Genomic DNA, 13,937 nt, shown 5'->3' with positions numbered 1-13,937 from the left:
CCACACCGACGACTGTTCCTACCTTGAACAGCGGCCGCGCCTCACTCCCACATCCCTGGGTGTTCGACCATAATAATTCGCTCCACTGGGGCACATGACTGTCAGGGATAACCGCATGACGACCAGCACGACTTATAGCGACGCGCCTACCCAACCGACGAACTCCGCCACCCGCGTGGCCACGGCGAGTTTTATCGGCACCGCCATCGAATTTTACGACTTCTACGTCTATGCCACCGCTGCGGCGCTGGTGATCGGTCCGGTGTTCTTTCCGCAGACCTCCGGCACCGCCCAGATGCTGTCGGCGTTCCTCACCTTCGGCATCGCATTCCTTGCCCGCCCCTTGGGATCGGCGCTGTTTGGGCACTTCGGTGACCGCATCGGGCGCAAATCGACATTGGTCGCTTCGCTGCTATTGATGGGTGTGTGCACCACGTTGATCGGCGTATTGCCGGGTTATGACAGCATCGGAGCCTGGGCGCCGATCCTGCTCTGCGTGCTGCGGTTCGGCCAAGGCCTTGGGCTGGGCGGCGAATGGGGCGGTGCGGCCCTGCTGGCGACGGAGAATGCGCCCAAGGGCAAGCGCGCCTGGTTCGGCATGTTCCCGCAGCTCGGCCCCTCGATTGGCTTTCTGGCGGCTAACGGTCTGTTCCTGACGCTCGCCATGACCCTGAATGACGAGCAGTTCCGCTCTTGGGGCTGGCGGATTCCGTTTCTGCTCAGCGCCGCGCTGGTGATGGTGGGCCTGTATGTGCGCCTCAAACTCCACGAAACCCCGGTGTTTGCCAACGCCATGGCACGTCAGGAGCGAGTGAAGATCCCGCTGGTCGAGCTGTTCAGCCAGTACTGGGTACCGATGTTGCTGGGGGCAGGGTCGATGGTCGTGTGCTACGCGCTGTTCTACATCTCGACGGTGTTTTCATTGAGCTACGGCGTGTCGACACTCGGCTACAGCCGCGAAACCTTCCTTGGGCTGCTGTGCTTCGCCGTCCTGTTCATGGCCGCCGCCACGCCGTTGTCAGCCTGGGCCAGCGACCGCTACGGGCGCAAACCGGTGCTGATCATTGGCGGCGTCTTGGCGATCCTGTCGGGATTCTTGATGGAACCGCTGCTGACCCAAGGCTCGACCTGGGGCGTGGCGCTTTTCCTGTGCATCGAGCTGTTTCTGATGGGCGTGACGTTTGCACCGATGGGCGCGTTGCTGCCGGAGCTGTTTCCAACGCATGTGCGGTATACCGGCGCGTCCGCAGCCTACAACCTGGGCGGAATCGTCGGGGCCTCGGCAGCGCCGTTTTTCGCGCAGAAACTGGTGGCGATGGGCGGTCTGAGTTATGTCGGAGGGTATGTGTCTGGGGCGGCGGTGCTGAGCTTGATTGCGGTGCTGTGCCTGAAGGAGACGCGGCATAACGATTTGAATCGGGTGACCTGAAGCAGAAGCATCGCCAGCAGGCTGGCTCCCCCATGGAAATTGGGTGTACACAAAATCTGTGACCAACCAATAACCCTGTGGGAGCTAGCCTGCCGCGCCTCGGTTTACAGCTCTACCACGACAGCCTGAGAAGCACGGGTTGCCTTGGCACGAGCCGCTTCGATCGACTCATCCCGCGCCAACGCCACGCCCATCCGGCGCTGGCCATTGACCTCTGGTTTGCCAAACAGACGCAGCGCCGTATCCGGTTCGCTCAACGCAGCACCGAGGTTGGCGAACGCAGTCTGGGTCGACTGCCCTTCCACCAGAATCACCGCCGACGCCGATGGCCCGAACTGGCGAATCAACGGAATCGGCAGGCCCAGGATCGCCCGTGCGTGCAGCGCGAACTGCGACAGGTCCTGGGAAATCAGGGTGACCAGACCGGTGTCATGCGGGCGCGGCGACACTTCGCTGAACCACACCTGATCACCTTTGATGAACAGTTCGACGCCAAACAGGCCACGACCGCCCAGTGCTTCGGTGACGGCTTTGGCAACGCGCTCGGATTCGGCCAGGGCAATCGGGCTCATGGCTTGTGGCTGCCAGGATTCCTGATAGTCGCCCTTCTCCTGCCGGTGACCGACGGGTGCGCAGAAGGTCGTGCCGCCGACGTGACGCACGGTCAACAGAGTGATTTCGTAGTCGAAGTCGATAAAGCCTTCGATGATCACGCGACCTTTACCGGCGCGGCCACCTTCCTGAGCGTAATCCCAAGCGGTTTTCACGTCATCGGCGCTGCGCAGCAGGCTCTGGCCTTTGCCCGACGAACTCATCACTGGCTTGACCACGCACGGGAAGCCCAGATCCTGGACGGCCTTGCTGTAGTCCTCGAAAGTGTCGGCGAAATGGTATGGCGAGGTCGGCAGGTCCAGCTCTTCGGCGGCCAGGCGACGGATGCCCTCACGGTTCATGGTCAGCTGCGCGGCGCGAGCGGTCGGGATCACGGTGAAGCCTTCGGCTTCCAGTTCCACGAGGGTCGCGGTGGCGATGGCTTCGATTTCCGGCACGATAAAGTGCGGCTTTTCGGCTTCGATCACGGCACGCAGGGCGGCGCCGTCGAGCATATTGATAACGTGGCTGCGATGCGCAACTTGCATGGCCGGCGCGTTGGCGTAACGGTCGACGGCAATCACTTCAACGCCCAGGCGTTGCAGCTCGATTACCACTTCCTTGCCCAACTCACCACAGCCACACAGCAATACGCGGGTCGCGGTTGGCGACAATGGAGTTCCGATACGGGTCATCTCAGGTCCTCAAGAAGCGGATCATCGAGGGTCGCGGCGCCTGGCGCGCTTCCCATGGGGAGAAAGCGCGGCATTTTACATGAACCGCAAGGTTTGGCTTCAGCTGGCGACAGCCTGTTTGCGCAAGCGCCAGGCCATGATCAGCCACACGACCGTCACGCCGGCGAACTTCGAGCCCATGGCGGTAAGGATTACGGCCGGGGTGAAAGCATCGATCATGCCGAAGAAGATGAAGGTGTCGAGGGGAATGCTCAGGGCCGAACTTATCCACAGGCGATCGTGCAACGGACGCTTGGTGATGCTGAACACCAGCCAGTCGATGCATTCGGACACCGCGAAGGCCGTGGCGCTGGCCAGCGCGATGGACGGATCGGAGGTGACATAGGACAGGACCAACGCTGCGAGCATCGCCGCGATCGCGCCGTGGCCGAAGCGGGTTTGCACCATGTCGCGCAGGACAAACACCAACCCGCCCCAGGCCGACCAGATGATGTCCAGGTGCGGGGCGGTGGAGAAGGCGTAGTTGATCAGCACGACGCTGCTGATATAGGCGATCAGGAAGAGCATGAGGTGGCGGGATACCTGTCAATTTGGCGCACAGATTACCATCTCGGCTTTACAAATAACCTGTGGCGAGGGCGCTTGCTCCCGCTGGGTCGCGCAGCGGCCCTGAAGTCAGGGGGCGCGGTGTGTCAGGTTGAATGTGTTTGTCAGCTATGGGGCTGCTTCGCAGCCCGGCGGGAGCAAGCTCCCTCGCCAAAAAAACCTCATCAGCCACAAAAGCTCACAAGGCTCAGGAATCGGATCTGGAAGGCAACATCCAGATCAACCCGCTCGACTTGGCCCGCTCATGGCACAGCCCCAACACCCTGCGGCGTTCTTCGTTGTCCATGCGACTCCAGCGCGTGATTTCTTCGACCGTGCGCTGACACCCGGTGCAAATATCATCTTCGTCCAACGCGCAGATGTTCACGCATGGCGAGAGGACCGGTCGTTCGGTGGCGTTCATTCTTCCTGCTCGACCAGATCACGGGCGTAACGCTGCGAATTGTGCACATAGTGCGCGGCGCTGGCCTCCAGCATTTTCTTTTGCTGCTCGGTCAGTTCACGGACCACTTTGCCGGGCGAGCCCATGACCAGCGAACCGTCGGGAATCTCCTTGCCCTCGCCGATCAGCGAGTTGGCGCCGATGATGCAGTTCTTGCCGATTTTCGCGCCGTTGAGAATCACTGCATTAATACCGATCAGGCTGTAATCGCCCACGGTGCAGCCGTGAAGCATGGCGTTGTGGCCGATGGTCACGCCGGTGCCGATGGTCAGCGGGTAGCCCATGTCCGTGTGCATCACCGTGCCGTCCTGGACGTTGCTGTTCTTGCCAATCAGGATCAATTCGTTGTCGCCACGCAACACGGCGTTGAACCAGACGTTGGCGCCCTCTTCCAGTTTGACCTTGCCCACCAGCACGGCATTGGGTGCAACCCAGCTCTGCGGATGGGTTTCGACGCGGGCATCGCCCAGGCGATATTTCATCTTGTTGTCCTCAAGGCTCAGGCAGCCGCGGTTCACGCCATACGAACGATGGCTTCAAGTATTGATAAAGCTTTTGGGCGGGTGGTGCAGGCTGATGTCGGCGTCATAGAGCAGGTTGATCAACTCGACAATCATGATTGCCGTCAGGCCCCAGATTTTATATTCGCCGTAACGATAACTCGGCACGTACCAACTGCGCCCCTGGTAATCGATGCGGTGGGTGTGCTCCCTTGGGTCCTCACGGAAAAACTCCAGAGGCACACTGAACACGGCGGCGATCTCGGCATCGTTGGCCAGGTACTCGACAAAACCCGGAATCACTCCGACATACGGCGTGACCTTGATGCCATGCAGGGAGATCAACGGGCTCAGCGGGCCGATCACCTCGACCAGCCCCGGTGGCAAGCCGATTTCTTCTTCAGCCTCCCGTAGCGCGGTGAAAATAAGATCCGGGTCTTCGGGGTCGCGCCGCCCACCCGGAAAGGCGACTTCACCGCCATGGGTCGAGAGCCCGCTGGCGCGCAGGGTCAGAACCAGCTCCGGTTCGTCACTACGGGTGATGGGTACCAATACCGCGGCTTCGGGGAAACGTTTGTCGGTTTCCATTGTGCGTGGGGTGTGGTTGCTTACTCGATGCAGTAGCTCGTCCAGCATGAGTCTTCTCGATCTGTTGGCCGTAGGGTCTGTTGACGTTTGCTGACAACCGCGTTGCGCGCCAACGCAGTTCGTCAGCAAACGTCAACAGACCCTATGCATCATGCACCAATCGAACCGGCCGCCCAACCCCATAACCACTGCATGTCGCTAAACGACAACTTGCCGACAGACACCGCCGCACGCCAAGATAGGCGCAGCATTCAGGAACCCCAGCATGAAATTTTGCAGTCAGTGCGGTAACCCGGTCACCCAACGCATTCCCGAAGGCGACTCGCGCCTGCGTTTTGTCTGTGACAGCTGTCAGGCGATTCACTATCAGAACCCCAATATCGTCGCCGGCTGCGTGGCGACCTGGGGCTCGAAAGTGTTGCTGTGCCGACGCGCCATCGAGCCTCGGCTCGGTTACTGGACCCTGCCCGCCGGTTTCATGGAAAACGGTGAAACCATCGAGCAGGCGGCCATTCGCGAGACCGCCGAGGAAGCCTGTGCGCGGGTGCGCAACCTGAGCATCTATACGTTGATCGACGTGCCGCACATCAGTCAGGTGCATGTGTTCTTTCGCGCGGAGCTGGTGGACCCGGATTTTTCTGCCGGCCCCGAGAGCCTGGAAGTGCAGCTTTTCGACGAAGCCGACATCCCGTGGTCCGAGTTGGCTTTCCGCACGGTGGGTCGTACCTTAGAATGCTTCTTCGCTGACCGGCGGACCGAGGTCTACCCCGTGCGGTCCGAGTCGATCCCGCCGCTTGCTCAGCCTGCCATCACCTAAAGCTCCTGGCTCCAGAATCACCTATAACTAAATAGTCGCGACACCTTTCAGGGATATCGTTTCAATGCGCTGGTTGCTTGCCGTGGTTTGCTTGTCGTTCGTCACTCTGTCACAGGCTTCCGTTGCGGAAACCCTGAACGGCAAAGTCATCGAAAAAGTTTTGGTGCTCAAATCCGCCCACCAATTGCAATTGATCAATGACGGCAAGCCGCTCAAGACCTACCGCATTTCCCTGGGCAGAAATCCGAAAGGCCAAAAGCTGATGGAAGGCGATAGACGCACGCCTGAAGGTTTTTACTGGCTGGACTGGCGCAAGGTCAGCGATAAATTCAATCTGTCGATGCACATCTCCTACCCCAACATCAGCGACGCTGTCCGCGCCCGGCGTGAAGGCGTCGATCCGGGGAGCATGATCATGATCCATGGCACACCAGATACCGAAGAAAACCCGGAAGACCTGTTCCACACCCTGGACTGGACCGACGGCTGCATTGCCATGCGCAACATGGACATGCGTGAGGTCTGGGGCCTGGTGCCGGATGGCACGATGATCGAGATTCGCCCGTAACCCCTTTACCTGTGGCGAGGGAGCTTGCTCCCGCTGGGCTGCGAAGCGGCCCCAAAAAATGACCTGACACCGCATTTGCTGATTTCAGGACTGCTTCGCAGCCCAGCGGGAGCAAGCTCCCTCGCCACAAAAGCACCGAGTCCTTCTTCTTAGCGCTACCTTCGGTCGCTCCTCGAAAAATAAATTCAAAAGATCGCCGCCTGCAGTAATGACTGCCGGGAAGATACCAATCTCCCCGGCAAGCGTTACCCCAGGCTGCGATCTTTGCGCTCAAAACCCCCACCTCTAATACCACTTGATACCAAACCCCATTTCCCGCACTCAACAGGGCCGCCTTTCCCACGCCAACGGCAAAATACTGGCATTGACATGGTATTCAAGTGGTATTAATTTTCGGCCATTCGCGGAACACAACACTCCAATATCCGCATCGGACATCCCTGACATGAATGACCTCCAGGCCCTACGCCCTGACGACACCCAGCCCACGCCCCTCTACCTGCAACTGGCGCGCAATCTGGAAGCGGCGATCCATGCCGGGCAGTGGAAAGCCGAGCAGGCCATGCCTTCGGAGCGCAACCTCAGCGAGCTGCTGGGCATCTCCCGCGTCACTGCCCGCAAGGCACTGGAAGTCTTGTTCGAACAGGGTCTGATCCGCCGCAACCAAGGCTCCGGCACGTTCATCACGCCGCGCCTGGAACAACCGCTGTCGCGCCTCTCGGGTTTCAGCGAGATGCTGCGCCTCAAGGGCTTCGTTCCCGGCTCGCAATGGCTGGAACGCGAGATCACCCCGCCGACCCACGAAGAACTGATCCGCCTCGGCCTCTCGCCCAACGACAAGGTCGCGCGGCTCAAACGTCTGCGCAAAGCCGACGACACGGTGATGGCGATCGAGATGAGCACCCTGCCCGCCTCGATCATTCCCAAGCCGCAAGCGGTGGGTGATTCGCTCTACGAATACCTCGACGGCATCGGCAAACCGATCGTCCGCGCCTTGCAGCACATTCAGGCGATCAACGCCTCGGACGAATTCGCCGCCCTCGTCGGCATCGCCCCTGGCACCGCCATGCTGCTGATGACCCGGGTCGGCTACCTGGAAGACAACACGCCAATCGAAGTCACCGACACCTACTGCCGCAACGACTACTACGACTTTGTTGCAGAGCTTCGTCGCTAACCCGCTTCGCCGCTAAAACCGAGAACCGATCATGTCCGAAGACAACATCCTCACCGCCCACGGCTGGGTTCGCGGCCGGCTGATTCACGAACACGGCAAGGTCATGTCCATCGAAGGCGTGCCGTGCGATCCGGCCGACAACGACTTGCCCTATCTGCTGCCCGGCTTCATCGACCTGCACGTCCATGGCGGCGGCGGCAAGGACATCATGGAAGGCGCAACCGCCTTCGAAACCATCAGCAAGACCCACGTGCGTTTCGGCACCACGTCGCTGCTGGCGACCACCATGACGGCGCCGCCGGAGGAGATTTCCAGCGTGCTCAAAGCCGTCGGCGAGTTCTGCGAGCAGCGGCCGGAAGGCTGTGCCCGGGTGCTCGGCGTGCACCTGGAAGGCCCGTACATCAACCCCGGCAAACTCGGCGCCCAGCCGAACTTTGCCCATACCGCGCTGATGGCCGAAGTCGAGGACTACCTCACGCTGGCACCGATCCGCGTGATCACCATCGCCCCGGAAATCGCCGGCCACGACGCCTTGATCCGCACCCTCAGTGCGCGTGGCATTCGCATGCAGATCGGTCACACGCTTGGCAGTTACGAGGAAGGCGTCGCCGCGCTCGCGGCCGGCGCCAGCAGTTTCACTCACCTCTACAACGCCATGAGCCCGTTGCATCACCGCGAGCCGGGCATCGTCGGTGCGGCGCTGGCCCACGCCAAATACGCGGAGCTGATCCCGGATTTGCTGCACGTGCACCCCGGCGCCATGCGGGTCGCCCTGCGCGCGATCCCGTGCCTGTATTGCGTCACCGATTCCACCGCCGCCGCCGGCATGCCGGACGGCGAATACAAGCTCGGCAGCCACACGGTCACCAAGTGCCTGGGCGGCGTGCGCTTGCCCGACGGCACCCTGGCCGGCAGCACACTGACCATGGATCAGGCCCTGCGCAACCTGGTGAAAATCGGTCTGCCGATCGCCGAGGCGTCGCAACGTCTTTCGCAATTCCCCGCCGATTACCTCGGCCTCGAAGAACGCGGCCGCCTGCAACCCGGCAGCTGGGCCGACTGCGTGCGGCTGGATCGCTCACTCACACTCACCGCCGTCATGGTCGAAGGAGAAGACATTGACTTCAAAAATGCTTGAAGAGGCGCTGTCCTCGTTCGAGGCCGTGCAAGCCCAACTGCAGCAACTCGACCCGCAGATGATCGAGATCGCCGGGCGCCTGCGCCGTCAGCCGCCGCAAGTCGTGATGACCGTCGCTCGCGGCAGTTCAGACCACGCCGCCAGTTACTTCGCCTACCTGACCATGCAGCAACTGGGCTACCCGGTGGCGTCGCTGCCGATGTCGGTGGTGACCATGCTGCAAGCACCATTGAAGGTCAGCGGCCAAGTGGCGTTCGCGTTCTCGCAGTCGGGGCAAAGTCCGGATCTGGTGAACAGCCTGCGCCTGTTACGCAAACGCGGGGCCCTGAGCATTGCCCTGGTCAACGCCGAAAGCTCGCCGCTGGAAGCCGCGTGCGAATTCAGCCTGCCGCTGTGCGCGGGAACAGAAAGCAGCGTTGCCGCCACCAAGAGTTTCATCGCCACCCTCAGCGCCAGCGCCCGTCTGATCGCCCACTGGAAAGAAGACGTGGAATTGCTCGAAGCCGGCAACGCCTTGCCGGAAGGTCTGCGCGAGGCGGCGCAACAGGATTGGAGCCTGGCCATCGACGCCCTGCGCGATTGCCAACGCTTGATGGTAATCGGCCGCGGTGCCGGTTTTGCCATCGCTCAGGAAGCAGCCCTCAAGTTCAAGGAAACCTCGGCGATTCAAGCCGAAGCCTTCAGCAGCGCCGAAGTGCGTCACGGCCCGATGGCATTGATCGACGAGAATTATCCCTTGCTGATCTTCGCTCCACGGGGTGCCGAGCAGGCCGGTTTGCTGAGCCTTGCTGCCGACATGCGCCAGCGCGGCGCGCGCGTTCTGCTGGCGGCACCGGACGACATTGCCGAACGTGACCTCACGCTGACCCGCGCCGAACACCCGGCCCTGGACCCGATTCTGGCGATCCAGAGTTTCTACGTCATGGCCGCCGGTTTGGCCGTGGCCCGCGGCATGGACCCGGACCAGCCGCGGCATTTGAGCAAAGTGACGCGCACGCACTAAGTCCGCCCCGAACGATTTCCTGATGAGACCGAGCCATGCATAACAACAATAAAGAGCTGACCCTCAGCGCCCCGCTCAGCGGTCCGGTGCTCACGCTCGCCAAAGTCCCGGACCCGGTGTTCGCCAGCGGCGCGATGGGCGACGGTATCGCGATCGATCCACTGAACGACACCCTTCACGCCCCCTGCGCCGGCGTCGTGGTGCACGTAGCCCGTAGCGGTCACGCCGTCACCTTGCGTGCCGACAACGGTGCCGAATTGCTCCTGCACCTGGGCCTCGACACCGTCGAGTTGCAGGGCGAAGGCTTCTCTATGCTGGTCAAGGAAGGCGCCCGCGTCAGCAATGGCCAACCGTTGCTGCGCTATGACCTGGACAAGGTCGCGCAGCAGTGCAAAAGCCTGGTCAGCCTGATGATCCTGACCAACAGCCAGGAGTTTCAGGCGCGGCCCATCACGCTGAAATCGGTCAAAGTCGGCGACCCGCTGCTGCACATCATTCGCCGGGCGGCGCCGGGCGCCCAGGCAGAGGCGGACCTTTCGGCTGAAGCGCATTTCGGCCACGTGCGCATCGCTCATCGTGGCGGTCTGCATGCTCGCCCTGCTGCGCTGATTCGTCAGACCGCACAAGGGTTCAAGAGCAAATCGCAGCTGCATTTCGCTGGCAAATCGGCGACCTGTGACAGCTTGATCGGGCTCATGAGCCTGGCCGTCGGCGAGCAGGATGAGGTTCAGGTCAGCTGCCAGGGCCCGGACGCCGAGGCGGCATTGCAAGCGTTGCTGATCGCCTTGTCCACGGCGTTGGCCGAAGACAGCCATGCCGCTGCGCCTGCGCCGATCACCCGACGCACTCGGACTGCCGAAGCGGGTGTGCTGCACGGCGTTTGCGCCGCGCCCGGCCTGGTCGCTGGCCCCTTGTTTCGCTTGAATACCATCAGCCTGCCGGTGGATGCCGGCCACCACGCTCCCGAGCCACAGCTGCACGCCCTCGATACCGCGCTGACCTCCGTGCGCGGCGAAATCGAGCACACCCTGGCCCAGGCCAGGAAACACAAAAACACTGACGAAGAAGCGATTTTCACCGCGCACCTCGCCTTGCTCGAAGACCCGGCGCTACTGGACGCGGCCAACGCCTGCATCGCTCAAGGCATGGCCGCGACGCACGCCTGGAGCCAATCGATCGACGTGCAGTGCGACGTCCTTCAACAACTCGGCAGCGCGTTGCTGGCCGAACGCGCCAACGATCTGCGCGATCTCAAGCAACGGGTGCTGCGCGCCTTGCTCGGCGAAGCCTGGCACTACGACGTGCCGGCCGGCGCCATCGTCGCCGCCCATGAGCTGACGCCGTCGGACTTGCTGCAACTGAGCGAGCAAGGGGTCGCCGGGTTGTGCATGGCCGAGGGTGGCGCGACGTCCCACGTCGCGATTCTGGCGCGGGGTAAAGGTTTGCCGTGCCTGGTGGCGCTGGGTTCGGCGCTGCTGGATCAGGCACAAGGCCAGGCGGTGGTGCTGGACGCCGACGGTGGTCGGCTCGAATGGGCGCCGACGGCCGAACGCCTGGCCGACGTGCATCAGGCGCAACGCGATCATCAGCAACGCCGTGCGCTTCAACAATCGCAGGCTCATACCCCGGCACTGACACGCGATGGCGTGCACATCGAAATCGCCGCCAATGTCGCGTCCAGCGCAGAAGCCGCAGACGCGCTGGCCAACGGCGCGGATGGCGTCGGTCTGCTGCGCACCGAGTTTCTGTTTGTCGACCGCAACACCGCGCCGGACGAACAGGAGCAACGCCTCGCCTATCAAGCCGTGCTCGACGCCATGGGTGACAAGTCGGTGATCATCCGAACCATCGACGTTGGCGGCGACAAGCAACTCGACTACCTGCCATTGCCGGTCGAAGCCAATCCGGTGCTCGGCTTGCGCGGCATTCGCCTGGCTCAGGTGCGGCCGGAATTACTCGATCAGCAACTGCGCGCACTGTTGCACGTCAGCCCGCTGTCGCGCTGCCGGATCCTGTTGCCGATGGTGACCGAGGTCGATGAGTTGCTGCACATCCGCCAGCGCCTCGATGCGTTGTGCCTTGAACTCGGGGTAAATGAACGCCCGGAGCTGGGGGTGATGATCGAAGTCCCGGCCGCTGCGCTGCTGGCCGAGCAGCTTGCAGAGCATGCGGACTTCCTGTCCATCGGCACCAACGATCTGTCGCAATACACCCTGGCGATGGACCGCGACCACGCAGGCCTCGCCTCGCGCGTCGACGCCATGCACCCGGCCCTGCTGCGGCTGATCGCCCAGACCTGCGCCGGTGCGGCGGTGCATAACCGTTGGGTCGGCGTCTGCGGCGCACTCGCGTCCGATCCGCTGGCCACGCCGGTCCTGATCGGCCTGGGCGTCAGCGAGCTGTCGGTCAGCCCGGTGCAGATCGGTGAAATCAAGGATCGCGTGCGCCACCTCGACGCCGCGCAATGCCGAAGCGTCAGCCACGACCTGCTCAAGCTGAGCAGCGCCGGGGCGGTGCGTCACGCCTGTCACCAGCAATGGCCTCTGAGCTGAACAACTACAACACCTCTCAAACAAAAAGAGCACAGGGAGAACCGCCATGTACCAATATTTCATCGAGGGCCTGCAACGTCTCGGCCGCGCGTTGATGCTGCCGATCGCGATCCTGCCGATTGCCGGCCTGTTGCTGCGTCTGGGCGACACCGACCTGCTGAACATCGCCATCATCCATGACGCCGGCCAGGTGATCTTCGCCAACCTGGCGATGATCTTCGCCATCGGCATCGCGGTCGGTTTCGCCAAGGACAACAACGGCACCGCAGGCCTCGCCGGGGTGATTGGTTACCTGGTGATGATCTCCACGCTCAAGGTGTTGGATGCGAGCATCAACATGGGCATGCTCGCCGGGATCGTCAGCGGCTTGATGGCCGGCGCGCTCTACAACCGCTTCAAGGACATCAAGCTGCCGGAGTACCTGGCGTTCTTCGGCGGACGGCGCTTCGTGCCGATTGTCACCGGCTTCGCCGCCGTCGGCCTGGGCGTGATCTTCGGTTTGATCTGGCCGCCGATCCAACACGGCATCAACGGTTTCGGCGCACTGATGATGGAGAGCGGCAGCATCGGCGCCTTCGTCTTCGGCGTGTTCAACCGGTTGCTGATCGTCACTGGCCTGCACCACATCCTCAACAACATGGCGTGGTTCGTCTTCGGCAACTTCACCGACCCGACCACGGGCGCCATGGTCACAGGCGACCTGTCGCGCTACTTCGCCGGTGATCCGAAGGGCGGCCAATTCATGACCGGCATGTTCCCGGTGATGATCTTCGGCCTGCCCGCCGCCTGCCTGGCGATGTACCGCAACGCCCTGCCGGAACGCCGCAAAGTCATGGGCGGGATCTTCCTGTCGATGGCGCTGACTTCCTTCCTGACCGGCGTCACCGAACCCATCGAATTTGCGTTCATGTTCCTCGCACCGTTTCTGTTTTTGCTCCATGCGCTGCTGACGGGGTTGTCGATGGCGATCACCAATGCGCTGAACATCCACCTGGGTTTCACCTTCTCGGGCGGCTTCATCGACATGGTGCTCGGATGGGGGAAATCCACCAACGGCTGGCTAGTGGTGCCGGTAGGCTTGGCGTATGCGGTGGTCTATTACGGGGTGTTTGATTTCTGCATTCGCCGCTTCAACCTCAAGACGCCAGGGCGTGAAGAGGTGCCGACGGGTGACAAGATTGTGGTCACCGAGAATGAACGAGCCGGGGCATACATCAAGGCACTGGGTGGGGCGCAGAATCTGATTACCGTGGGCGCGTGTACGACGCGGTTGCGGCTGGACATGGTGGATCGCAACAAGGCCAACGATGCCGAGTTGAAAGCACTGGGGGCGATGGCGGTCGTGCGTCCCGGCAAGGGCGGGAGCTTGCAGGTGGTGGTCGGGCCGATGGCGGATAGCATTGCCGATGAAATTCGTCTGGCGATGCCGGCGCTGGGTCGTGCGCTGGTGTCCTCTCCTCCCGCGGTGATCGATGCACCGAAACCTGCGGCGGTGGCAAATGCAGAAGCGCAGCAATGGCTGGATGCCTTGGGCGGTGGGGACAACGTGCTGCAGATGGATTGCGTGGCCATGACCCGGATTCGACTGCACCTGGCGGATGGCAAAGCGTTGTCAGAGAGTGATTTGAAGGCGCTGGGTTGTCAGGGAGTCAGTCAGCTGGAAGGCGGCATCTGGCACCTGCTGGTTGGTGACAAGGCGCCGAGTTTGAATGGCGCGTTGGAGGCGTTGGTCAATCGCAGTGAGGTGAGTGCCAAGGTTTAATTTGATAGGGCGTCATTCCCGCTACACATAAAAAACCCGCTGATCTGCATCAGCGGGTTTCTTTTACAG

The 13,937-nt window shown here is 62.0% G+C and carries 13 protein-coding genes; 8 read left to right on the top strand and 5 right to left on the bottom strand.

Translation table 11 applies throughout. From position 1 onward, the window contains the following. The first annotated feature begins 115 nt into the window (after positions 1–115). Positions 116–1,429, top strand: a complete 1,314-nt coding sequence (locus FHL16_RS11670) for an MFS transporter (protein ID WP_010463018.1) — start codon at positions 116–118, stop codon at positions 1,427–1,429. 104 nt (positions 1,430–1,533) lie between these two features. Here FHL16_RS11670 and purT read toward each other — a convergent pair whose 3' ends face one another. From purT to FHL16_RS11645, 5 genes are all read right to left on the bottom strand, one after another. Continuing rightward, positions 1,534–2,715, bottom strand: a complete 1,182-nt coding sequence (gene purT, locus FHL16_RS11665) for a formate-dependent phosphoribosylglycinamide formyltransferase (protein WP_010463020.1) — start codon at positions 2,713–2,715, stop codon at positions 1,534–1,536. A gap of 99 nt (positions 2,716–2,814) precedes the next feature. Then, complete coding sequence (locus tag FHL16_RS11660) at positions 2,815–3,282, bottom strand: VUT family protein (RefSeq protein WP_077748287.1); 468 nt, start codon at positions 3,280–3,282, stop codon at positions 2,815–2,817. Between the two features lie 226 nt (positions 3,283–3,508). Beyond that, positions 3,509–3,724 (bottom strand): DUF1289 domain-containing protein, encoded by a 216-nt coding sequence (locus FHL16_RS11655; RefSeq protein ID WP_010463023.1) that lies wholly within the window; start codon positions 3,722–3,724, stop codon positions 3,509–3,511. After that, positions 3,721–4,245 (bottom strand): gamma carbonic anhydrase family protein, encoded by a 525-nt coding sequence (locus FHL16_RS11650; protein WP_007944857.1) that lies wholly within the window; start codon positions 4,243–4,245, stop codon positions 3,721–3,723. The genes FHL16_RS11655 and FHL16_RS11650 overlap by 4 nt, the downstream gene beginning before the upstream one ends. A 54-nt stretch (positions 4,246–4,299) precedes the next feature. Next, positions 4,300–4,899: a CoA pyrophosphatase gene (locus FHL16_RS11645; protein WP_010463027.1), complete on the bottom strand. Its 600-nt coding sequence runs from the start codon at positions 4,897–4,899 to the stop codon at positions 4,300–4,302. 217 nt (positions 4,900–5,116) lie between these two features. Here FHL16_RS11645 and FHL16_RS11640 point away from each other — a divergent pair, with 217 nt between their 5' ends. From FHL16_RS11640 to nagE, 7 genes are all read left to right on the top strand, one after another. Continuing rightward, complete coding sequence (locus tag FHL16_RS11640; RefSeq protein WP_010463029.1) at positions 5,117–5,668, top strand: NUDIX hydrolase; 552 nt, start codon at positions 5,117–5,119, stop codon at positions 5,666–5,668. Positions 5,669–5,732: 64 nt separating this feature from the next. Next, on the top strand, positions 5,733–6,236 hold the full coding sequence (locus tag FHL16_RS11635; RefSeq protein ID WP_077748286.1) for a L,D-transpeptidase family protein: 504 nt from the start codon (positions 5,733–5,735) through the stop codon (positions 6,234–6,236). Positions 6,237–6,681: 445 nt separating this feature from the next. After that, positions 6,682–7,413, top strand: a complete 732-nt coding sequence (locus FHL16_RS11630) for a GntR family transcriptional regulator (RefSeq protein WP_010463034.1) — start codon at positions 6,682–6,684, stop codon at positions 7,411–7,413. Between the two features lie 31 nt (positions 7,414–7,444). Next, entirely contained in the window at positions 7,445–8,551 is a 1,107-nt protein-coding gene (nagA, locus tag FHL16_RS11625; protein WP_077748285.1) for an N-acetylglucosamine-6-phosphate deacetylase, read from the top strand. Continuing rightward, positions 8,544–9,554: an SIS domain-containing protein gene (locus FHL16_RS11620; protein WP_010463037.1), complete on the top strand. Its 1,011-nt coding sequence runs from the start codon at positions 8,544–8,546 to the stop codon at positions 9,552–9,554. Before nagA ends, FHL16_RS11620 begins: the two co-directional genes overlap by 8 nt. Positions 9,555–9,589: 35 nt before the next feature. Next, positions 9,590–12,106: a phosphoenolpyruvate--protein phosphotransferase gene (gene ptsP / locus FHL16_RS11615; RefSeq protein WP_077748284.1), complete on the top strand. Its 2,517-nt coding sequence runs from the start codon at positions 9,590–9,592 to the stop codon at positions 12,104–12,106. Positions 12,107–12,152: 46 nt separating this feature from the next. Beyond that, a complete protein-coding gene (nagE, locus tag FHL16_RS11610; protein WP_010463041.1) occupies positions 12,153–13,868 on the top strand; it encodes an N-acetylglucosamine-specific PTS transporter subunit IIBC in 1,716 nt (571 codons plus the stop codon). Positions 13,869–13,937 lie beyond the last annotated feature (69 nt).

Source organism: Pseudomonas sp. FSL W5-0299 (genome assembly GCF_005930655.1).
Lineage (GTDB): Bacteria > Pseudomonadota > Gammaproteobacteria > Pseudomonadales > Pseudomonadaceae > Aquipseudomonas > Aquipseudomonas mandelii.
The sequence above is the reverse complement of the archived record's forward strand: the minus strand, read 5'-3'. Positions and strand labels throughout refer to the sequence as shown.

What these genes read in the sequence shown, in the direction of transcription:
- FHL16_RS11670 (WP_010463018.1), top strand. Translation starts at nt 116, where the DNA reads ATGACGACCAGCACGACTTATAGCGACGCGCCTACCCAACCGACGAAC.
- purT (WP_010463020.1), bottom strand. Translation starts at nt 2,715, where the DNA reads ATGACCCGTATCGGAACTCCATTGTCGCCAACCGCGACCCGCGTATTG.
- FHL16_RS11660 (WP_077748287.1), bottom strand. Translation starts at nt 3,282, where the DNA reads ATGCTCTTCCTGATCGCCTATATCAGCAGCGTCGTGCTGATCAACTAC.
- FHL16_RS11655 (WP_010463023.1), bottom strand. Translation starts at nt 3,724, where the DNA reads ATGAACGCCACCGAACGACCGGTCCTCTCGCCATGCGTGAACATCTGC.
- FHL16_RS11650 (WP_007944857.1), bottom strand. Translation starts at nt 4,245, where the DNA reads ATGAAATATCGCCTGGGCGATGCCCGCGTCGAAACCCATCCGCAGAGC.
- FHL16_RS11645 (WP_010463027.1), bottom strand. Translation starts at nt 4,899, where the DNA reads ATGCTGGACGAGCTACTGCATCGAGTAAGCAACCACACCCCACGCACA.
- FHL16_RS11640 (WP_010463029.1), top strand. Translation starts at nt 5,117, where the DNA reads ATGAAATTTTGCAGTCAGTGCGGTAACCCGGTCACCCAACGCATTCCC.
- FHL16_RS11635 (WP_077748286.1), top strand. Translation starts at nt 5,733, where the DNA reads ATGCGCTGGTTGCTTGCCGTGGTTTGCTTGTCGTTCGTCACTCTGTCA.
- FHL16_RS11630 (WP_010463034.1), top strand. Translation starts at nt 6,682, where the DNA reads ATGAATGACCTCCAGGCCCTACGCCCTGACGACACCCAGCCCACGCCC.
- nagA (WP_077748285.1), top strand. Translation starts at nt 7,445, where the DNA reads ATGTCCGAAGACAACATCCTCACCGCCCACGGCTGGGTTCGCGGCCGG.
- FHL16_RS11620 (WP_010463037.1), top strand. Translation starts at nt 8,544, where the DNA reads ATGCTTGAAGAGGCGCTGTCCTCGTTCGAGGCCGTGCAAGCCCAACTG.
- ptsP (WP_077748284.1), top strand. Translation starts at nt 9,590, where the DNA reads ATGCATAACAACAATAAAGAGCTGACCCTCAGCGCCCCGCTCAGCGGT.
- nagE (WP_010463041.1), top strand. Translation starts at nt 12,153, where the DNA reads ATGTACCAATATTTCATCGAGGGCCTGCAACGTCTCGGCCGCGCGTTG.